Source organism: Prochlorococcus marinus str. MIT 9302 (genome assembly GCF_000759975.1).
GTDB lineage: Bacteria > Cyanobacteriota > Cyanobacteriia > PCC-6307 > Cyanobiaceae > Prochlorococcus_A > Prochlorococcus_A marinus_M.
On record NZ_JNAM01000010.1, the window covers coordinates 291,056 to 311,180 of the forward strand.

At 30.9% G+C, this 20,125-nt stretch carries 30 protein-coding genes and 1 tRNA gene; 14 read left to right on the forward strand and 17 right to left on the reverse strand.

Annotated elements, in window-relative coordinates; genetic code table 11:
• Positions 1-2: 2 nt before the first annotated feature.
• The 4 genes from EU96_RS02995 (at position 3) to EU96_RS02985 (ending at position 3,964) form a co-directional block, all read left to right on the forward strand.
• Entirely contained in the window at positions 3-1,289 is a 1,287-nt protein-coding gene (locus EU96_RS02995) for an AAA family ATPase (protein WP_193741337.1), read from the forward strand.
• A 348-nt stretch (positions 1,290-1,637) separates the two neighbouring features.
• Positions 1,638-1,772, forward strand: coding sequence for a hypothetical protein (locus EU96_RS10645; protein ID WP_271484468.1), 135 nt, complete (start codon positions 1,638-1,640; stop codon positions 1,770-1,772).
• A 2-nt stretch (positions 1,773-1,774) separates the two neighbouring features.
• Positions 1,775-3,397 carry a phage major capsid protein gene (locus tag EU96_RS02990; RefSeq protein WP_032526953.1) on the forward strand — a complete coding sequence of 541 codons (1,623 nt, stop codon included), beginning with the start codon at positions 1,775-1,777 and terminating at the stop codon, positions 3,395-3,397.
• 333 nt (positions 3,398-3,730) lie between these two features.
• Positions 3,731-3,964, forward strand: a complete 234-nt coding sequence (locus EU96_RS02985; RefSeq protein WP_032526954.1) for a hypothetical protein — start codon at positions 3,731-3,733, stop codon at positions 3,962-3,964.
• 78 nt (positions 3,965-4,042) lie between these two features.
• Here the strand turns inward: EU96_RS02985 and gloA (EU96_RS02980) are convergent, their stop codons facing one another.
• The 4 genes from gloA (EU96_RS02980) to gloA (EU96_RS02965) are packed head-to-tail and all read right to left on the reverse strand — an operon-like array spanning position 4,043 to position 7,463.
• A complete protein-coding gene (gloA, locus tag EU96_RS02980) occupies positions 4,043-4,432 on the reverse strand; it encodes a lactoylglutathione lyase (RefSeq protein WP_032526955.1) in 390 nt (129 codons plus the stop codon).
• Between the two features lie 27 nt (positions 4,433-4,459).
• Positions 4,460-5,215 carry an NAD-dependent DNA ligase gene (locus EU96_RS02975; RefSeq protein ID WP_032526956.1) on the reverse strand — a complete coding sequence of 252 codons (756 nt, stop codon included), beginning with the start codon at positions 5,213-5,215 and terminating at the stop codon, positions 4,460-4,462.
• Positions 5,212-7,068 carry a recombinase family protein gene (locus EU96_RS02970; protein ID WP_032526957.1) on the reverse strand — a complete coding sequence of 619 codons (1,857 nt, stop codon included), beginning with the start codon at positions 7,066-7,068 and terminating at the stop codon, positions 5,212-5,214. Before EU96_RS02970 ends, EU96_RS02975 begins: the two co-directional genes overlap by 4 nt.
• 38 nt (positions 7,069-7,106) lie before the next feature.
• On the reverse strand, positions 7,107-7,463 hold the full coding sequence (gene gloA, locus EU96_RS02965) for a lactoylglutathione lyase (protein ID WP_032526958.1): 357 nt from the start codon (positions 7,461-7,463) through the stop codon (positions 7,107-7,109).
• Positions 7,464-7,596: 133 nt separating this feature from the next.
• On the opposite strand from gloA (EU96_RS02965), the gene EU96_RS0109260 reads away from it, so the two are divergent.
• Positions 7,597-8,031 (forward strand): Tic20 family protein, encoded by a 435-nt coding sequence (locus tag EU96_RS0109260; protein WP_032526959.1) that lies wholly within the window; start codon positions 7,597-7,599, stop codon positions 8,029-8,031.
• Between the two features lie 25 nt (positions 8,032-8,056).
• Here the strand turns inward: EU96_RS0109260 and EU96_RS0109265 are convergent, their stop codons facing one another.
• From EU96_RS0109265 to EU96_RS02940, 5 genes are all read right to left on the reverse strand, one after another.
• Entirely contained in the window at positions 8,057-8,386 is a 330-nt protein-coding gene (locus EU96_RS0109265; protein WP_032526960.1) for a hypothetical protein, read from the reverse strand.
• A gap of 205 nt (positions 8,387-8,591) precedes the next feature.
• Positions 8,592-8,792: a hypothetical protein gene (locus EU96_RS02960; RefSeq protein ID WP_032526961.1), complete on the reverse strand. Its 201-nt coding sequence runs from the start codon at positions 8,790-8,792 to the stop codon at positions 8,592-8,594.
• A 176-nt stretch (positions 8,793-8,968) separates the two neighbouring features.
• The gene (locus tag EU96_RS02955) at positions 8,969-9,649 is read right to left on the reverse strand and encodes a hypothetical protein (protein ID WP_032526962.1); all 681 of its coding nucleotides are present in this window, start codon (positions 9,647-9,649) and stop codon (positions 8,969-8,971) included.
• A gap of 638 nt (positions 9,650-10,287) precedes the next feature.
• A complete protein-coding gene (locus EU96_RS02945; RefSeq protein WP_032526964.1) occupies positions 10,288-11,010 on the reverse strand; it encodes a hypothetical protein in 723 nt (240 codons plus the stop codon).
• Positions 11,011-11,112: 102 nt separating this feature from the next.
• Positions 11,113-11,199: transfer RNA gene (locus EU96_RS02940), tRNA-Ser, on the reverse strand.
• A gap of 210 nt (positions 11,200-11,409) precedes the next feature.
• Here EU96_RS02940 and EU96_RS02935 point away from each other — a divergent pair.
• From EU96_RS02935 to EU96_RS02915, 5 genes are all read left to right on the forward strand, one after another.
• Positions 11,410-12,585: a hypothetical protein gene (locus tag EU96_RS02935; RefSeq protein WP_032526965.1), complete on the forward strand. Its 1,176-nt coding sequence runs from the start codon at positions 11,410-11,412 to the stop codon at positions 12,583-12,585.
• Between the two features lie 51 nt (positions 12,586-12,636).
• Positions 12,637-13,032 (forward strand): hypothetical protein, encoded by a 396-nt coding sequence (locus tag EU96_RS02930; RefSeq protein WP_032526966.1) that lies wholly within the window; start codon positions 12,637-12,639, stop codon positions 13,030-13,032.
• Positions 13,033-13,110: 78 nt separating this feature from the next.
• On the forward strand, positions 13,111-13,494 hold the full coding sequence (locus EU96_RS02925; RefSeq protein ID WP_032520583.1) for a DUF3804 family protein: 384 nt from the start codon (positions 13,111-13,113) through the stop codon (positions 13,492-13,494).
• A 164-nt stretch (positions 13,495-13,658) separates the two neighbouring features.
• The gene (locus EU96_RS02920) at positions 13,659-14,021 is read left to right on the forward strand and encodes a hypothetical protein (protein ID WP_032526968.1); all 363 of its coding nucleotides are present in this window, start codon (positions 13,659-13,661) and stop codon (positions 14,019-14,021) included.
• Positions 14,022-14,573: 552 nt separating this feature from the next.
• On the forward strand, positions 14,574-14,819 hold the full coding sequence (locus EU96_RS02915) for a hypothetical protein (RefSeq protein ID WP_032526969.1): 246 nt from the start codon (positions 14,574-14,576) through the stop codon (positions 14,817-14,819).
• A 123-nt stretch (positions 14,820-14,942) separates the two neighbouring features.
• Here EU96_RS02915 and EU96_RS0109270 read toward each other — a convergent pair whose 3' ends face one another.
• Positions 14,943-15,344: an HNH endonuclease gene (locus EU96_RS0109270; protein ID WP_032526970.1), complete on the reverse strand. Its 402-nt coding sequence runs from the start codon at positions 15,342-15,344 to the stop codon at positions 14,943-14,945.
• A 297-nt stretch (positions 15,345-15,641) separates the two neighbouring features.
• On the opposite strand from EU96_RS0109270, the gene EU96_RS02910 reads away from it, so the two are divergent.
• Positions 15,642-15,875, forward strand: coding sequence for a hypothetical protein (locus EU96_RS02910; RefSeq protein ID WP_025880550.1), 234 nt, complete (start codon positions 15,642-15,644; stop codon positions 15,873-15,875).
• Between the two features lie 149 nt (positions 15,876-16,024).
• Here the strand turns inward: EU96_RS02910 and EU96_RS10310 are convergent, their stop codons facing one another.
• The 5 genes from EU96_RS10310 to EU96_RS10315 form a co-directional block, all read right to left on the reverse strand.
• A complete protein-coding gene (locus EU96_RS10310; protein WP_193741338.1) occupies positions 16,025-16,189 on the reverse strand; it encodes a hypothetical protein in 165 nt (54 codons plus the stop codon).
• A 126-nt stretch (positions 16,190-16,315) separates the two neighbouring features.
• A complete protein-coding gene (locus EU96_RS02905; RefSeq protein WP_025935788.1) occupies positions 16,316-16,684 on the reverse strand; it encodes a hypothetical protein in 369 nt (122 codons plus the stop codon).
• Positions 16,685-17,038, reverse strand: a complete 354-nt coding sequence (locus EU96_RS02900) for a c-type cytochrome (RefSeq protein WP_032526971.1) — start codon at positions 17,036-17,038, stop codon at positions 16,685-16,687.
• A gap of 20 nt (positions 17,039-17,058) precedes the next feature.
• Positions 17,059-17,397 carry a hypothetical protein gene (locus EU96_RS02895; RefSeq protein ID WP_032527028.1) on the reverse strand — a complete coding sequence of 113 codons (339 nt, stop codon included), beginning with the start codon at positions 17,395-17,397 and terminating at the stop codon, positions 17,059-17,061.
• A gap of 7 nt (positions 17,398-17,404) precedes the next feature.
• Positions 17,405-17,557 (reverse strand): hypothetical protein, encoded by a 153-nt coding sequence (locus tag EU96_RS10315; RefSeq protein ID WP_193741339.1) that lies wholly within the window; start codon positions 17,555-17,557, stop codon positions 17,405-17,407.
• A 216-nt stretch (positions 17,558-17,773) separates the two neighbouring features.
• On the opposite strand from EU96_RS10315, the gene EU96_RS02890 reads away from it, so the two are divergent.
• On the forward strand, positions 17,774-18,028 hold the full coding sequence (locus tag EU96_RS02890) for a hypothetical protein (protein ID WP_032526972.1): 255 nt from the start codon (positions 17,774-17,776) through the stop codon (positions 18,026-18,028).
• Between the two features lie 152 nt (positions 18,029-18,180).
• The gene (locus EU96_RS10320) at positions 18,181-18,351 is read left to right on the forward strand and encodes a hypothetical protein (RefSeq protein WP_011863196.1); all 171 of its coding nucleotides are present in this window, start codon (positions 18,181-18,183) and stop codon (positions 18,349-18,351) included.
• A gap of 16 nt (positions 18,352-18,367) precedes the next feature.
• Here EU96_RS10320 and EU96_RS02885 read toward each other — a convergent pair whose 3' ends face one another.
• Together EU96_RS02885 and EU96_RS02880 are read right to left on the reverse strand one after the other, a co-directional pair.
• Complete coding sequence (locus EU96_RS02885; RefSeq protein ID WP_025890984.1) at positions 18,368-18,616, reverse strand: hypothetical protein; 249 nt, start codon at positions 18,614-18,616, stop codon at positions 18,368-18,370.
• 3 nt (positions 18,617-18,619) lie between these two features.
• A complete protein-coding gene (locus tag EU96_RS02880; RefSeq protein WP_032526973.1) occupies positions 18,620-18,925 on the reverse strand; it encodes a DUF3764 family protein in 306 nt (101 codons plus the stop codon).
• Positions 18,926-19,322: 397 nt separating this feature from the next.
• Between EU96_RS02880 and phnC the strand changes: the two genes are divergently transcribed.
• Positions 19,323-20,108, forward strand: a complete 786-nt coding sequence (gene phnC / locus EU96_RS02875; RefSeq protein ID WP_025930545.1) for a phosphonate ABC transporter ATP-binding protein — start codon at positions 19,323-19,325, stop codon at positions 20,106-20,108.
• Positions 20,109-20,125: the final 17 nt, after the last annotated feature.

The window sequence follows — 20,125 nt, forward strand, 5'->3', positions numbered from 1 at the left end:
CAATGAAGCACCTAGATTATGACTTGCCTCCAGAAGGACAAGCAAAAGTTTTAAGGGTATTAAACAAGGAAGTTTTGCAGCCTGTAACTATGGAGCAAAAATTAGATAAATTAGAAATTGAAATTTTTAAGCTATTTCAACCAGAGTGCAAGATAAAACCTTTAGACAGAATCTTAGTTATGAGAGATTTTTGTTTAAAAGAAGGCTTAAAACTAACTGATACTGAGATAAGACAAAAGATTTGGCAGGGTAGGCGGTTAATGGAAGGAGCTGTAGAAAGTTATAAACCTAACCAACTACTAGATGTTCCAGAAGAAACTTGGGCTTGGGAAGGAGTAATAATGAGTGCTGATGCAAACTTGCTCATAAGTCTTCCAAAATGCGGAAAAACTACATTAATTGTTGATCTGATCGCTACTTGGTCTAGAGGTAATGACGAATATTTAGGACACAAACTAATTGGCAAATGCCCTCCTGTCGTAATAGTCGGAACAGATATGACGTTAAGCCGTTGGCTTCCACTATTACAGCGTTTTGGATTAGCTGAAAAAGTAGGAGACAAGATGCAGTTTTTCGAGCCGATCGTACAATTATTTGCAGCAAATAATCCTCTACACCTTACGCAAGAAGGATTAGAAAGAATTGCTGAAATAGCTAGAAACAATAAAGGAGCTTTATTTTTATTTGATAGTTTTGCCAAGTTAGTTGCTCCTCTAGGTTTAAAAGAATCTTCTGAGGATATAGCTCATCCTTTGGCAGATTTACAGGAAGTCTTAGCACCTTATAAATGTACTTCTATAATTATTCATCACTCAGGAAAAACTAAAGAAGACAGTCCAGTATTAGCTAGTCGAGGAAGTACAGCACTAACCGCAGCAGTATCACAAATAATTAGCTTGAGCTGGTTTAAAAGGGAGGAGGATAGACAAGACAAAAGAATATTAATGAGGACACAAGGTAGGGCAGAAGATGTACAGCTTTTAATTAGTCAAGATAACTCTGGATGGATGTTGGAAGGAAATGTAGCTGACGAACTAAAAAAAGACGAATTTAATAAAAAATTAGAAAAATTAACTGATTCACAGGCTGATGTATTTGAAGTTGTACAAGCAGCTAATGGTATGGAGGTTACTGCTTCTGATATACAAAACCAGTTAAACATTGCCTCAAAATCTGGCATAAGAATTTTACAGGCATTAACTAAAAAGGGATTTTTAATACAAAACAAATCCACTACTCCAGAATCTAGAGGCTCAGTTTTAACTTTTAAAATCAAACCACTTCTTTGAGGTCTGTGAGGTCATGCGTTTTGTGTGTTTAGTGAGGGCAGTTATATATCTAACCTCACAAACCTCACAAACTACATGGGTACACTAACCTCATTTAATCTAACTAAACTCACAAACCTCACAAACCTCATTAATTAATAATTAGTAAATAAGATTATGTTACGAAATTGTAATATTTAATTAGAGGCAAATAGACTGTAATTAGTGCAATTTAGAGCTTTTTAGAGGACATTTAATGTTATTAGAAACTAATTAAAAACAAATATAGACAAGACGCTAATTACACCAACTAAATATAAACAAATAGACAGTTTTTTAGCTCAGAATTGTATAAGTTACATAAACATTATGCGTAGACCGCATAAGACAGGTAACAAAGCTCCAGATGCACCTATTAGGTCAGAAGATGCTTTGCAATCTGCACAATATAGACGCTATTTGCGTGAGCAATTAGAAGTCGAACTCGGACATTATCGAGACTAACTATGGAAACAGTAGAAGAAATAACGCTGCAAAGACGTTATTTGTCTCTAGTTGATGAGACAGAGGAAGATCAGGCAGACACTTTAAAATTTTCTTTTTCTAGTGAAAAGCCTGTAAGTCGTTATGCCTTTGATGAAGTCTTAGACCATAGCGAAGACAGCGTAGACATGACCCGACTTAATGCGGGTGCGCCTTTACTTTTTAACCACAATCCAGACAAACCTATTGGTGTTGTACAAAGAGCTTGGTTAGATAATCGCAAAGGTTATGCACGAATTAAGTGGGGAACTTCCCAACTAGCGGAGGAAATTCGCAGGGATGTCGAGAACGGAATCCTTAAATCAATTTCGGTCGGTTATCGAATAGAAGAAGCTGACACCGAAGAAAAGTATGGAGTTGTTAGGGCTACAAGTTGGACACCCTATGAACTAAGCGTTGTGACTATTCCAGCCGATCACTCGATTGGTATTGGTCGGTCGATCGTTCAACAAGAAACTAAAAAAACACCAAAAAAGGAGGTTAAAAAAATGACTCAAGCAATTTCAACTATTAATGATGGTTGGTCTGAGTACGAAAGAGAATCTAGGAATTTTTCTATCGTTCGTGCTTTACAGGCAAGTGTTAGCGGTAACTGGTCTAACGCTGGATTAGAAAGAGAAGTACAGCAAGAATTATCTCGTGCAAATGGTAGAGAATCACAAGGAATCTTTGTACCAGATAATGGTTGGGCAACTAGAGACTATACAAAAGGGTCATCTACACAAGGACAAAAATTAGTAGGTGTTGACCATCTTGCCGACAGATTTATAGATGTTTTAAGAGCAAGATTAGTAACTGCCGAAATGGGTGCAACATTTTTGCCTGGACTTGTTTCTGACGTTTCAATTCCTAGAAGAACGGCTGGAGGAACAGCTTATTTTGTAGCTGAAGGGAGCAATGTTACTGAATCGACAGGCACGTTCGATAGCATTTCAATGAGTCCAAAAGTTATGGGTGCATTTAGTCAGTTTTCTTATTTAATGCAGCTTCAAGCGACTCCAGAAATTGAAGAATTAATTAGACAAGATTTTGTTGCTTTATTAGCTCAAAAATTAGATCAAGTTGCAATCAATGGCGGAGGCAGTAACGAGCCAAGTGGCATCCTTCAAACTTCTGGAATTGGCAGCGTGGTTATCGGGTCAAATGGCGGTGCGATCACTTTAGACAAAATGCTCGATCTTAAGCAAACAGTTGCAGTAGATAATGCAGACATTCCAACTGCTGGCTTTCTAACTAATACAAAAGTTGAGAACGCTTTAAGCAAATTAAAAGATGGAAATTCCGCATATTTATTAAACCCATACGGAACAGAAATTGGACAACAACAATTTGCTGGAAGAAGTTTGATGATCTCAAACAACGTGCCTTCCAACCTTACAAAAGGTAGTTCAAGCGGTGTATGTTCAGCAGCCATTTATGGTAACTTCTCAGACTTGCTTATAGGTCTTTTCGGAACTTTGGAACTCTTAGTAGACCCCTACACTCAATTCCAATCTGGAGGTGTTGGCATAAGAGCTTTACAAGGTGTTGATGTTAAAGTTCGTCACCCAGAATCCTTCGGTGCAATCTTAGACATTACAACATAATTTTTTAGAGGCAGTTAAGTTTTGGGTGTTTTGTTTCTTCGCACCTTCTTCCATAGTTCGGGCATAGTAGAACGAGCTTTTCTGCCTCTAATAACCCATTCTCAATAAGGATTTATCTGCCATATTTTGACACCCTATATATGGCAAATAGGTTCTTTTTCTCTGTGTGTTCGTGGGTAATTTCGCACCCCAAATTTTTTCTAGGCAGAGCCTCCATATATAGTGGACACTTACAATTCTCAATAAGGCAAAATAAGCAAAAATAAGGGCATATTATACCGCATAAATCCAGTTAGCAACTACTTTCTCATTTATCTCTAAATCGGTGTAAAAATGAAACCAGTTAATGTAAAACTTACAATTTCTGAGGCTGCTAGGGAGCTTGGTTACAGCTCCAGATCACAGCTTTATAACCTGATAAAAAAAGGGTATTTAAATAACTATCTTTGGGTAGATGAAAAGGGCAGAAAGTTCTTAGAAATGCACCCTGTCGGTCGTAGAAAATTAAAAGATTATTTACCAGCAATAATTAAATGGAGATCAGATTGCGTACACCTAAAAAGTTAACTGTCTACTATATGCGAAGTTGACGCTAAACAACTTTCCAGCCTTTGGATGACCCACAAATATAAGTAAAAAAAGAACCTAGTCTCTTTCTATTAGCTCAATTTTATAGCCGTCAGGATCTTCAACAAACGCTAAAACTGTCGTACTGTTCTTCATAGTTTTTGGCTTTGTTGTAACTTTACAGCCGTTATCTTCTAGCCCCTGACAAATGCCATGAATATCTTTTACACCTATAGCAATATGTCCGTACTTATCTCCAAGCTCATAATCTTCTGATTTTTTGCCCCAATTATGAGTTAGCTCAATTACTGCATTTTCTTTCTCAGAACCATAACCAACAAAAGCTAAAGTAAATTCTCCATGCGGATAATCTTTTTTTCTAATTAAATTCATTCCTAATCTATTTACATAAAAATCTATTGATTTATCTAAATCTCCTACCCTCAACATTGTGTGAAGAATCCGCATTTTAAATTATGAACCTAAATTAATTATCTAAAATTTTATGGCTGTCTGCCAAAAGGGATATGTTCCGTAAGATTTTTCTCTAATTAACTGTAATTTTCTAGAATTTATTTTTACCACTATTCCGTCTGTTGGATAGTTATTAAATAGTTTTTTATTAGCCCATTGTTGCCTGTAAATTTGCACCTGACTCGTAAAATTGCAGCTCTTATATTCTGGAATCGTAAAGCCTAATTTTTTTAAATATTTAAGCGAATCGTGTTGATTTAACTTGCCATTAATTATCTGGAAAGAACAAAAGCTAAGATGATCGCTTTTACTATCACGACTCCGCAAATAACCGCCAGCCTGTCGTTGCGAATAAGTTGGTCGTTCATATTCTGATGGGTTAAAGAGTTCTCCTCTAACTTGAAATAAACCTTGAACTTTTACTGTAGATGGTACATCTGGAATAGCTTTAATTTTTGAAGTTACATCTAAACCTTTTCGAGTTATACATTTTTCTAAGTTGCCATTTTGATATTGCAAAGCGATTGCACAGCCGTCAATTTTAGGCTCAATAATTAACCTTGTATCAGGCAATAAACCTTCTAAAAATTCTTCAATATTGTCCTTCGGCAAACTTGGCAAAGGCAATGCTTTTTTGTTTGCAAAGTAATCGCAATTAGGGTCTATTCGTAATAAGTTCCGTTCTAACTGGTCGAATTGTTTATCAGTAATCAGGGCATTGCCTGACCGATAATTTTCGTCATACCATTTAACTCTTTCTTCTAAATAACTGCTCATTTTTTACCTCTGGGAAATCTAACGTCATATCCTTCTTCTAGGCTCATTTTTTTATAATCTTCTAAACGCTTTTCCTCTGATTCAAGTACTTGTTTTTTATCAACACCAAGAGCAACTAAATCTTCAATACTTTGATCTAATCCTCTATATTTGCCAGTTATAAAATCAAACATTCCAATTCCAACATGAAACGCATAATTTTTATGAGGTGTTTTTCTAGTTTGTTTTTGCTTATAAATATCTACTTGTATTGCCATTCCCATTTCTTTAAGCCAAGAATTAAATTTAAATCTTTCTTGAACATCAAACCTACCTTTATTAATAAAGTTTTTAACTCTTTTTTTAATATCATCTTCTAAACTTTTACCAGTTTTTTTTCTTTTTAAATTTTGTATATCTAAGTTAGCTCTATTATATTTTTCAGTTAATTCATCATATTTTTCTATAGCCTGATTTTTCTTTTCTCTAAGATTTTGAGGTAATATTTCTCCTTGTTCAAAATATTGTTCTTCGGCTGTTTTATATTTTTCAATCTGATTAGATACTTTATTTCTTTCGTTTAAATATCTTGTTCTTTTATCTTTTTCAACTTGTATGTCATTTTCATGCTTTTCATCTGTAAAAAACTCAGCCCATCTAAAATTCTGGATTTTTTCAAGAATAGCTAGTTCATTATCTATGCCATTGTGTAATTGTTTATAAGTAGCAGCATTAGTAACTGAACAAATATTAGAAGTTTGATTTCTTCCGACAGAACAATGCAAACTAAAATATTCAACTTCTATTTTTGGGCTATTTTTAACATTAAATTCTTTGCAGACTAATCTTTTAACACCAACAACTTCTATACGACCTCCGCAATGTCCGCAAAAAATAGAGCCTTGAAATAAATTAACTACTTTATGATGAGCAGATTGAGGAACAGTATTAGTAACCCTAGCTTGCTTGGCTTTTTGAACTAAATTAAATTGCTCTGGAGTAATAATTGCTGGATAAATACCAAAATAAGTTTTACCTCTAAATACTTTTTCTCCTAAAACAACTCTATTTTCTAAAATGCAATGTCTAATAACATTTCTAGTAAACCATTCAGTTTTAAATCCAATCGGATTCTTAATGCCTTGATCTTTTAAAGTTCGTTCAATCTTTTTTACTCCCATAGTTTCAGCCATAGTAAATATTTTTCTCACTATTTCTGCTTCTTCTTCTAAGACAATAAATTGTTTTCTTTTCTCATCAAAATTAAGCCAAAAAGGGTAAAGACCATGTTTTGTCCCTTTTTCTCTACCTTTAAAATGATCTAGTTTGCCATTTTCTAGATTTTCTTGAACAGCATCAAAAGAACCTACTATTCTTTCTTGTTTTGTTTGCCATTCGATAGAGGCTTGCATCATTCCTCCTAAAAGTTGAAACCATGCAGGGTCATTTCCTTTACCATCAAATACTTTTCCTCCGTATTCAGTAAAAGCAATAGTTAAACCAGAATTAAAAATTCTAAGTAGTAGTTCTAAAGAATTTTTAGGAATTTCTCTTGATAGCCTCGACATGGATTCAACAACTAAACAAGTTCCAAACGGAATTTCTCCTTTTTCTGCTTTTTCAATAATTTTGTTTAATGCCCCTGCTTTACTGTTTTTGCCTCTACCAGATAGTCCTAAATCTTTAAATTCATCTAAATTCTCATAATCGTTATTTTTTTTCAGCCAATCTTGATATGCTTTTTCTTGTCTTTTTATGCCAGAACCATCTAACTGATCTTTAGTACTTACACGAACATAAGACAGGGAATATTTAACAGCAACTTTTATCGCTTTACTCTTTGAAACAGAAGGTTTTACAAGGCTTTGAGCCATTACTAGATTTCAACTTAAAGCTAGTATGGCACAGGTTTTTACTTATGACAAAAGGGGTGTATTACAGTCTTACTGTTTTTCATTGTTTTAGGTTTGGTTGTTAATTTACAGCCATTATTTTCTAATCCTTGGCAAATAAGATGAATATCTTTTACTCCAATTGCTATATGACCATATTTATCTCCAAGCTCATATTCTTCCGACTTTTTCCCCCAGTTATAAGTTAATTCAATTACGGCGTTTTCTTTTTCTGAGCCATAGCCAACAAATGCCAAAGTGAATTTCCCATGAGGGTAATCCTTTTTTCTTAACAAATTCATTCCTAATCTATTGACGTAGAAATCAATGGATTTATCTAAATCTCCTACTCTTAACATTGTATGTAGAATACGCATTTTGAATTATGAAGCTTAATCAATTATCTAATATTTAATATCCATCTGCCAAAGTTGATATTTGCGAGGCTAAGTCATCAATTACATTCTGAAAAATTAGGTTAAGATATTAGTACTGAATTTCAGCAATATATTGAATCAGATACTCCAAAGACTCTCATCAGTATTTTTGTATACCCTGCCCTTAAAGGCTTCGATACCTTTTGGATATTATTTGTTCTATAAATATTCTTTTTTGAAAATACTATTATTACTAACTTTTCCAATAGCAATTATTGAAAAATCATTGCCTTTTGGTAGCTTTTTATTATTTATAATTTTGTTTGCAGGATTAGTAAGAAATCCCAAAGTGCCCTATTTCGTTAGGTATAACGCATGCCAAGTATTACTTATTGATATTGCTTTGATAATAATTTCATATCTTATGAGGATAATCCCTATAGTTGAATTAGGCTCGATTATTTTTATATTTACACTATGTATTTTTATTTATTCTATTTCTCAATGTGTTTATGGAGTCGAACCTGAAATACCCTTAATTAGTAAATCTGTAAGAATGCAAATTTAAAAAGATTTATAGATTTAGTGACTTTTTAGCACTCATTCTGAATAGATTCCCATCTTTTTTGACTTGCTTTTATTGCTTTCATTGGTGGTTGAGTTCCCTCTATTTCAAAGGCTTTAATCAGCGATTTATTTGCTAGTAATCCTAGTCTTGCTGCTTCTCTTTGCCTAGAACATACTTTTTTTCTTGAGCCCTCTTTTAGATTATCTTCAATTTCTTTAAGAATCTGGCTAGCTTCATTCGATTTAGAGTAAAAATCATTCATATACACGTCAAGAGTAGTATCAGCAAAAATTTGAATTGGAGAGATGATTGTGATTAAACACACTATAAAACTTGTAAATATAAATATTTTCATGAGAATCTTAAATAATGCTTTTGCCTGATCTTTTTAATACTAAATAAAAGACAAGAACGCTTATTGTTACTAATGGACTTATAAAAATATACCAAAATTGATCACCACTAATTGAGAGATTTGTTCCAAAGAATGTTGTAAAAATAATACCGAATAATGGGTGAAGGATTAAAAGCTAAAATTTAAATAAAAAGCTAGTTCAAAGTCATCCTAGGAGAGAAAAATACCATTGGCCCACTGCTATAATCAATACTGTAAGAACAAAAGGAAAAGCTGGATATTTTGATTGAAAATTAGCAGGTGGCCAAGGAGACCAAGATATTAATCTTCCATAAGGTTCATTAGAAGAAGTCAATTTTTTTGTTTTTAAGGACTTAGAGGTTTTATCTGCAAATCCCTTACTCATCATCTTTTATTAAAATTTAATAATAACAAGAATAAAAAATAAGAGTGTAAAAATTGCTGATAAATTTTTTATACTTGGGGAATTAATACTTGCAATTATTTTTGACTGGATAGTTTATTCGAAGTTTTGTTTTTATCGAAGTAATTTTGGATTAAACCAAGTAATTTTAATTGAAATTATTGAGAATTTCCTTTAAAAAATAGTTTTAAGTTGTTCCAAAAATGTAAAAATATTCCAGTTGAAAGTAAAAATTCATAAATTTCTAAATCATTTCTTATGTGTTCAACTGTAGAAGCCCATGAGATCTCGTAATAGAAAATATATAAAGCTGTTATCAAGAAAAATAAGCTTAATTTTTTGTTGGGGATTGAATTCAAATATGGCCATTTTCTCCAACCTATCCAACCAAATAAAATACAAATTGCAATTAAGATAGGATCAAGAAAAAAATCATGAAAAAACGGAAGATTATGTAAATTAGTTTCACTTTGAATACTGATTTCAGTTAAGGAATTAAGTGAAAATCCTGTTAATCTCTCTCCCCAACTTATTTCCTCAGCAGCAACGAAGAAGCAAAACGCACTTAGAATTAACCAAATAAATGAATTTATTGTATTTTTATTTTTACTTTTGAAATAAATAACAATACCAAATATTGATGAAATTAAGTATTCAGAAAACTGAATCCACTCCAAAGGACCATCTTCAATTTTTAATAAATCAAACCATGTTAAACCAATAATAATTTCCCCGTAAGGAAGAATATAAACAAATCCATAAATAAAAAGAAGGTAATAAATGGGGAATAGATTAACTTCCGGAGAGATGTTACCCCAGGGGGTTTTAATTAATTTCAAAATTTAATTAATATTTTTATTTAAATATTCTATAACAACTCTGAAATGGGAAATAACAAAATATCTCTCTAAACAAAAAAATAGTTAATAAAAAAATTGTTTTTTTAACTATGCACTTTGGATAATGAAGAAAAGCGAAAAGTAGTAAAAATACGCTCCAACAATTGAATAAAATATTATTAATCTCTTATTTATCTCCGATGATGCAATAAAGTAGCTTCCTAAAGAAAATGGCAAAATTGGGAAAGTACGTATTATTAATATGAAAATTGGTTTAAAAGTAATATTTTCAAAAATATGTTTCATTCGATTATTTTTAATTTTTTTTATTAAAGGGATATTTTTTGAAAAAATGAAATTTGTTTTTCTAAATAATATGATTTGTATAACCCCTAAAGTAGTTAGAATTGGTGCAAAAAAAATAATATAATTGAAACCGAAAAACTTTATCAATATAAAGTCAATTAAGATGGATATTGGTAACCCTAAAAATATAGAAATAATATTTATTAGTACCAAATATTTATATTCAATATCTATTATTAAATTCTCAAAGCCATTGCTATATCTAAGAAAAAGAGCAAATAAATAAATGGCCATATAAAAAATAAAAATCTTAAATATTGTTGGTTTCAAATTTAAATTTTTTCTAGACATATTAAATTAAACATCCCCAAATATTTATCAAAGAAGAACCTCTCAAATTTTCTTGATATTCTAATCAACTTACCTATCCTCGTATTGAAAGAATGGCCTCCGCTTAATAAATAAGAAAATGGCATCATATTCTTTTTTTTAATTATAGAAAACATGGGGAATAAATTTTTGAATTTTTCATAATCCCTTTCAAAAATTATCCATGAGAGTGCCTGATTAGAGTCTAATAAGGGATCTTTGGATTGAAATTTCCATTCAATTTGGTTTGTGTCAAAGGGTTCATGACCTATAAATTTATAGACCAATCTACTCCAGTAATTATTACATGGTTCAACCATTATTATTCTTCCTCCCGACAAAAGAGAATTTTCTGCTGATTTCAAAAATAATTCTGGGTCGCTTATGTGATGAAAAACATTAACCAAGATTAAATTGGAGATTTTGTTTTCAAATTTTTCCCCTATATCCATTGCATTAAGTTTGAAATCAGTATTTGAATTTAAAAAAACATCTGTTTTTTTAATGCTTTTATTTATCTGATCTATAAAGCTTGCACCGCATCCTAATTCAATATTAATCCCATCTATTTCAGAAAGAAATTTCGAAATAAGTTCATACCATTCTTTGTAAAGAAAACCTAATGCTATATTTGATTTTTGAAATCCAATTCTATTTTTTGTAATTACCTCGGCTTGATTTGACATTTTTTGTTAAAAGCTCAGGGAATATTCGTCAAATTTGAATTGATTCATAAATTATGAATAGTTCTTAAATTCGATTTAAGATTTTAGAAATTAATCAAAAGACGGAGGGGGTGGGATTCGAACCCACGGTGCCCTTGCAGACACGCTAGTTTTCAAGACTAGAGCCTTAAACCACTCGACCACCCCTCCAACGGGTTATTCAGTTGTATCCGAACCATTAATATATATCATAAGAAGTCAGTCATAGTCAAGTAATTTACCTTATTGCATGGGTTCTCAGGAGTTATAAAATGAAAACATTTTTTGGTTGACAGAATATAGGTGTACTTGCACGGATTAGTACATAATAGTTAGTATTAGTCCACCGAGGTTAGTCCTCCAATAAAAACCATCCGAACAATGGCTAATCCGTTTGAACTTTTAAAGGCAAAAGTTTCAGCAACCAATGATGTATTAAAAAGAAAAAAAGTTGGGGTAACTATATATATAAAGAAAGATGCTTTTGCTTTAAGGGCATCATTACCTTCAAAAGATGGTCAATCTAATCAGAATATTCAACAATGGGTATCCATTGGATTAAAGGCTGACCAAAAAAATATCAAAGAGGCAGTAAGGTTATCTGAAAAATTAGGGGAGGAAAAAAGGGCTGGATTATTTAAATGGAGTGATTGGGAGAAAAAGAATGAAGAGCCTGTTGAGTTAATCAAAGAAAGTAGAAAAGTAGGAGATATTATCAAAAGATTTGAAAAGGATTTCTGGAGTGCTGAAGATAAGGACAAAAACAATAACCAAAACATGGCTGGGTGGAAACAGATTGAAGGTTATTTATTGAAAATGGAAAAACATAAAATTCTTAATTATGAAAATATTGTTGAACTTGCCAATAAAGCACCAGCCGGATCAAAGAAGAAGGCGGATACTGCAAAGCATTTTCTGCGATTAGCTAAGTTTGCAGAAATACCAAATCTGAAAAAACTCCAGGAGTGGTCAACAGCTACTCAAAAGGCTTATAAGGATGATGCCAAGAAAAGATCCAGAAAAAGATTGAAAGATGAGGAATATTTATATCATGTTCGTTTGTTGAGAGAAGACCCAGTTTGGGGTTGGGCATTAGCTGCTCAATTTGTATTCGGTACTAGGACTTCTGAAATATGGAGCATCAAACCATTTGAAGAATCTGGAAAGATTATGGCTGAAGTTTTGACAGTTCCCAAGAGTGAAGAACCATCAGAATGGAGAATCACTCCAGCATTAAAACAGGAATGGGCAAGAACTTTAGATATTTTGAATATATATAAGGAATTTAGTATTGATAAAACTGAAGATTATGATTCTGCATTTTTAAAGTCATTAAATAGAAGATATACCAAATGGCTTGCTAAAAAAACCAATCAATCATTTCAGGCATATGACCTTAGACACGCTTATGGTTATCGCACTGCAAACATGAATATCAATACAGCATCAGCATCAAAATTTATGGGTCATAGTGAAGCTGTTCATACCGCAGCTTATCAAAAGGGATATGACAAACAAGATGTTTTGCAGACGTTAAATTTATTAGACCAACAATAATAGTTAGTAATTGACAGTCGATCTAAAATAAGGTCAATTAGCTCCTTTTTTATGAAGTTAAAAAATATTTTAAAAACTACTGGAGCGCTTCATATCCTGTTGGGATTGTTAATTATTTTCCTACTCATTTTTTCAGTGAAAACTATTGCAGGCGATGCTTCAAGTGAAACATTGCTTCTTGTTAGAGGTACTGCTGATGTTGTAGCAGCTAGTAATTTGGGAATTGGTTGTTTATTGATTATTTGTAGTTCCATAAAAGATAAAGCCTCTATAAGAAAAGTTTTATCAGGTGAATTAGCTTTGATGTTTTGTTTTTTAGTAGTAGCTCTATTTAATACTTTTAATGCTGGGACAATTGTTGATGGAGGACCTCCTCCTCCTTTTTGGATTGTTTTAATAGTGAATCCTCTTTTATGTATTTATGGATTAGTTAACAATAAAAATTGAAACCTTACTACTTTGCACCGCTATATTTAATACGATTGACAGTCGATCTAAAATAAGGGGCAATTAGCTCCTTTTTTAATGTCAAGTACTCAAGCCATAGAAAATTTAATTAATGGTTATGCAACCAGTGAAGACTCCTCTTTTCTAATACCGAATGCGACTGAAGATTTTTTGGCTGTAAGGCCAAGTGGAAATCCAATCTCTGCGCAGGGATTAGTTGGAATGTTTGATAGTAAAGACTTAGTTGCAGAATCCTCAGAACTAATCAAAACCCACAAAATTGAAATTTACGGTGAGATAGCATACGCCGTTTTCACTTTGAATGAAATCTTCAGTTATAAAGGAAATCAAAATAAAGATCTTTCAACTTACACTTGCATTTTTAAAAATGAAAACGGTACATGGAAATATGCCTGGATGCAAAGATCACAAGGAACTACTGATATGAAAACTTGGGAATAAATGAAACGCTTACTACTTGCACCAAAATTATTTAAATCATGGCTTAACACCTTAGTTATATTTGTATAAGTTTATTAGTACATATTAGTAGATAAAAGTTAACTGAAAATATAGTTAAAACTAATCAATTACATTCTAAGAAATAAAACTATCCATACTTATTTATGGCTTTAGTCAGTAGAGCTGAAAGGAAAAGACGCAGATGTGTCGCTCTCGAAAGATTAAACTCTGGAATGGGAGTGTCTGAAGTGAGCAGAACTCTTGTGAGGGACTACGGAATTACTCGCAGAAGTGCGAATCTGGATATTAATTGGGCTAGTGCTCAAATAGTAAAGAACTTAGATAAGTATGAACGTAAAGACCTAATGGCATGGCTTATTACACAGACTGAACTGGTATATTTAAAAGCTCTGGAATCTAACCAATTAAGTGCAGCAATTGGAAGTTTAAATTTAATGCACCGAATAACAATAGAAGCTGCCGAAAAAAAAGCTAACAAACATTATCACGGCAACTGTAAGTTTTAGTATGTCTCATCGGTCTTGGACATAGCTTTTCAAATTGTTGGACGAAATATTGTTTATTTTCTAAAACCTGGTCTCAGTCTAAGACTCTAAAATCATTGGGAATAGGTTGGCCAGTCTCATTAATTAGAGGGTGTACTGTCATGCAAGCAGTTGCTAGTAATGCAAAAGTTCTTATGAAATTAGTTGGTTTAGAAGCAAAAACACAAATTAGATAATTACTTTTTATTAAAAATATAACTTGCAAAAATCACTTTCTTTTTGTTTCTTTTTTTTCTTTTAAACAATTCATAACTTGCTTATAACTTTAAAATGTGACTCTAATAATGCATTCAATTCTTTTAAAGCAAAGCAGTGGTCTTGGATGCAATTTTTTATAGTATGCAAAAAATAAATTAATCATTTTTTTTTAATTAAAATAATATTTTATTTTTTCTTATTCGTATCTTATTTAATTCTTAAAGAAGACTTCATTAAATCTTTTAAGCTGAAATTAGCTTCTATATTCTCCTCACATGAAATAGAGAAGCTTTTTCTTTCTGAAATAAATTTGGTATGACTTATTTTGCAGAGCCAAATTACATAGAATATGACCTGTGGTTTGATTCAAATATTAATGCAGTTGATTTAATTAACTATTCAGATGAAAATGAATTTTGTAATTTTACGCATAAAAAATTTCATAAGATATCAAGTTTAAATTTAGTTATTGGTTCCTCAAAATATAAACAAATGATGATTTTTCCTTTTTATAATTTCATTGCAAAGTTAGTGCATTCCTTTATTGTTTTATCTCTCTGATTCGGAAATAACAGAAGTAATTGATTATTCTAGTCAAAAACTACAAAGCTTTCCAAAAAGTTTTTTCTGTTTTTTACCTTATTTATATTTAATATATTCCATTAACTTAATTATCTTTGATAGTTAAGCAGCTTCAAGATTTGATTCTTCTTGTTTAAAATTTGCTTTATTTTCCTTAACTTCTTGATTAGCCCATTGTAATAATCTTATAGATAATATTAAGTCTCTCTCTAACCATGCTCTAATAGCCATAGCTCTTCTAGGATCATAAAATTTTTTCTTTCTATACCAATCAAAAACATTCTCATCTGATTTGTCTCCATTGCATGAAAGACAAGCTGGAACACAATTTTCTGTTATGTTTAAACCTCCTTTACTTCGTGGCAATATATGATCAATAGATTCTGAAGGTTTTCCGCAATATATGCATCTTTTGCTCGTAAACGTATGAATAGACTTTCGCCAAAATCTTAATTTGAGCTTAGGGCATAAATCTTCTAAAAACACTGCATCATCAATATGCATTAAGATTATTCAATTATCTATATTTATGTCATATGAAATTTAAAAATAATTTAAGAAAACGTTATCTTTAAGAAACTAAATTATTTTCAAAAACCAATCACAAAATAATTAATTTCAAATAAATTTTTAATTAATTTTCTCATCACTTTTTCTGCTTTTTAGTTTGAGCTTTTCCTCTTCAGAATTTGGTTATGGGAATAACAATATACATTTAACATTTAACTTTATAACTTACCTTTTCTTTATCTGGAGTCTAGTTATTTAGTTGAATATAATAAGCTAAGAATTTAAAAAAAAATGTCTGATAAAAAGAAAGATACAAAAAAAGATTTTAAAAAGAATAAAGCTATGCTTGCTTACGGAGTGATACAACTAGGATCAGCAGTTGTATCAGCTGTTGCCTTAGTAGCTATTGCACTAAGCTTTTGCTCATTAAAAAAAGAATCAAAGTTCTTTAATGAATGTGTTGAAGAAATGAAAGCGACTGGTTCGCCAACAGCTGATGCGGTTCGTTTCTGTACTGGTGGGTAGCATTAGGTAAATTAAGTGTTTCCGATATTTTTATAAATAATATTTAATTTGTCTTAGTTCATATTAACCATAAATTAATTTTTTCTTATTTTCCCCTTAGTAAAACTAATAAATAAACTAACTAAAATTTAAATTGATATACAATTGCTTTAGTATCCGAATGAAGCAAAAAAATCATCCTCTTCATATGGAGTTGTATCAATCCATTCTGGAGGATAATCCCCAAGTTTAACGTATTGATAAAGCTTATCTAAATCTGGATCATAATAAGTGTCATTAATTCTTGGATCAGTTATTACTTTGCTTGGATGCATAATAAAAATTACTTCTACTATGTCTTTTAGGAAATTAAGTTTAACTTATATTTAAAATCCATTTAAAAGTTCCAAACAAATAAAAAAAAATATAAATTTTTTTTTATTTCAAAAGCAATCCTTTATTTAAAATTTAATTTTTGTTGTTACTCTGTTTTTATTTTGGGATTTGAATTCAAAAATTCCTGTATCAGTAAATATGGTCAACTCATCTCCAGATGTTTCTTCAATTGAAATTCCTTCAGACTCTAAATTTTTAACATATACATTACCAATAAGTTTTAGAGATTTATCATCCTTGTCAAAAGAAAGCTTGTCAGAATAAGCCTCAAAATTACCACTATTACTCTTAATGACTACATTTCCCTTAGCCTCTAAATCTCCTTCTAAAGTATTAACTTGAGAATCAGATGTAATTGTGTAATTAGTTAATTCCTCAGCAAAAGAGAATTCAGCTAATAGAAATAAAAACGATGCAAGAAGTACACTTTTCATTTACTCCCAACCCTTTTCTGCATTTTGAATAATCCATTGTGCAAGAACCTTATCCTCTCCATCCTTTAATTTATTTTTATAACCCTTCATAAAACCAATCCCGTCATTGGCAATTTTTGCTATTGAAATCTCATCTGCTATTCCTCTTTTTTCAAGGTCGGAAAGTTTTAATGATTTGGATCCTTTAAGAACGACTGATCCACCTCTTACATGGCAGCCTGCACAAACATTTCTAAAAATTGTTTCTCCATCTCTAATTTCAGAAGCCATTAGATATCTATTATGCAAAGAGGTTTGAAAAATAATTATTAAAGTTATTACAGGAATTACAAATGGAAATTTAAATATTTTCATTTTATCTAGTTGACCTAAGACTAATTTAACTTGTAATTAGTCTTGATTGTTTTAATTACCGATTTTTTAGGATCTTTATTTGGATAACAATTAACAATTCTATATTTACCACCTTTTCTATCTGTCTCAACGAGAGTAAATTGAACAAATTTTTCTTTTTCAACATTTGAAAAATCTTTGACTTCTATTTTGATGATTTCTTCATTTTCACTTTCAATTATTCTGGATTTACCTCCACAAACAAGAACTGCAGTTTCTTTAGTTACAGAAAATAATTTATTTTCATCAGTAATGGATAGTTCATCTTTTGTACTACAAGAAGAAATTAAAAGGATAGTAAGAATTAATAGCTTTTTCATAGTTTTTTTAGAGGATAAATTCACTTGTAATTGCTTTTAATTGTTTTTTATTTAGTTGGGTAAGATAGCTATAAATTTCTTTTCTAAATAATCTGTCTTCAACTCTTTTACTTTCAAGAATTGAAAAAGTAATGAAATTAACAAGTTGATTTTTGTTCATGTTTATCTTTTAGGTCTCTATTGTTAACTTTTAATTAAGTACTTATTAAATAAACTTTTGACTATTAGAAAAAATATTTAATTTCAAAATTTAGAAATTTTTTAAACAAATTTATTTTTTACTTAATAACTTCTTAATCCAATAATCTTAAGTTATATAAGTCTTCTATATTTTTACGCCTTGAATATTGAAGACAATCATATAAAAAAATAATAAATGATTATAAAAAATTCACCTTCTCCCAAAAACTCAAATCAAGCCCAAGAAATAGGGCATATCAAATATTCTTATAAAGAAAGTTTTAAAAGAGAAAATAAATCTATTTTGGATGATTCGGAATTTATTGAAAATTACAATAACGCCCTTAAATCACCACAATCAAGAAGATTGTATAAAGATACAGAGAATGAAATTCATTTGGACTCAATTAAGGCTCAGAATATTTTACCTCTAGATAAAATTTCTATTTAAAATTTTATTAAAAACTACTTTTAAAGATTTTTTAAATAGATCTTAAATCCGACCTTCTTTTTTTAATGTTAGCTTACTTCTACGTTCATCCAATTTATTTGGACGCATGAAATGAGAATAGGGAACGGGATTCTCATTAACTGCATAAGATCATGAATGAGCTCTCTCAAATAAGAGAAAAAATTACAAGAGCCAAGAGGCTTTATGAAGCCCAAATCTTGGCAACTAAAAATGGAGAAGTTACTCCATATAGAAGATCAGTCTTTGAAGAAAGAATTAGGGAAGCACAAAAAGAAATGAGATCGCAAGACACCAAAAAATAAATTCTTTTGTAAAAATCTATTTTGTATCAGCTACATTCTTGAAGAAATCGCAGTAAGCCATTAATTCTGATTCGGTTTCAATTTTTAGATTTAAATCATTAATTGCTTTCTTGGTATCAATTCTGTAGCCATACCAATCTAGACAAACTTCTCTCTGCCTTTGGGTTTCAGAAACCTTTTGAGTGCCTATTTTGTTTGAGTTACTAGTACAACTCGCAAGAAAAATAGTTGAGAGAGCTAGTAGTGGGAATAGTAGTCTTTTCATTTGTTAATCACAACAACTTTCCGTTTTTGTTGAAGCAGTCCAAGATGTTTCCTCCATTGTTGATAAGTCAACTCTATGAGTTGCCATCCAGTCACCATTGGCTTCCACAAACTTTTGAACATTTCCTTCTGGAGCTTGATGAATGACAATAACTTTTTGAGGATCTTCCTTACTTACTCCTCTAAAAAGTGGCTTAATGAGAAATTCAGAATGTCTTTTTTCAGCTTCCGCACTGTCAAATATCGCGGCCCATTCATCGAAAGTGCTTTCAATTTTAAAAGTAAAAACTGAGGTTATGGAACAAGACATAATAAAGATATTGTTTGTTTAAATAAAATAAGTCTGTTTAATTAAGGTTTAGTTAATTATCTTTAAATGGAATTAAAACAGATGTTTTTTCAAATTTAAGCCAACCTTTTTTCTAATATTTTTAACATTCTTAAATAAACATTCCTATTGAAAAGAGTAAGTGTCAATGCTATCAATTTAATAAAACTTACAAAAATATGGAGCTAAATACTTTCTTACTTATCTTATTAGTCATAGCAAATTTTACAAATTTATATCTGACTCATTTCAAAAAAAAGAAAAAGTAATAGTTTTTACAATTTAAATCAACCTTTATTTCGCTTAACCTTTTATTAATTTAAAGTTAAAAAAAAGATAATCAAATCAGTATTAAATAGGTTTAATTGATTAAATCTTAGTGAATAATAAGCTCTCCTTAAAAAATATTAATGTCAAATATGGAGAGAGCCTAGCTTTAAAATCCATAAACTTAGATATTTATAAAGGTGAATTTGTAGTCCTTCTTGGGTCTTCTGGGGCAGGTAAATCAACTTTGCTAAGAACAATCAATCAATTGAATCCATTAACTTCAGGAGAGTTAGATTTTTTTGATTTAGGAAAAATAAGAAATAAAAAAGATCTTCAGAATTTAAGAAAAAAAACTGGGATGATATTTCAACAACATCAGTTGATTGAGAGAAATACTGTTTTCCAAAATGTTTTAACTGGTCGACTTGGATTTCATTCACTATTTAGAAGCATTTTACCTCTTCCAAAATTTGATCAAGAACTTGCTCTCGATTGCATAGATAGAGTTAGCCTCTTAGACAAAGCGCTTGTAAAAGTAAAAGAATTAAGCGGAGGACAACAACAAAGAGTAGGAATTGCTAGAGCTTTAGCTCAAAATCCTTCGTTGATTTTGGCAGATGAACCCATAGCTAGTCTTGACCCAAAAACTTCCCATCAAGTTTTATCGATGCTGAAAGATATTTGTAAGAAAGATAATATATCCGCATTAACTAGTCTTCACCAAGTTGATTTTGCTAAAGAATATGGAGATAGAATTATTGGCTTAAGTCATGGGAAAATAGTTTTTAATGGTAAATCAGATCAACTTTCAGACGAGATTTTAAAAAATATTTATTCATCTTCACCAATAACAGAAGAAGCAAATTTTACCTCAAATGAAGTGGTAATGGTTTAAAACCACTTCATTAAAAA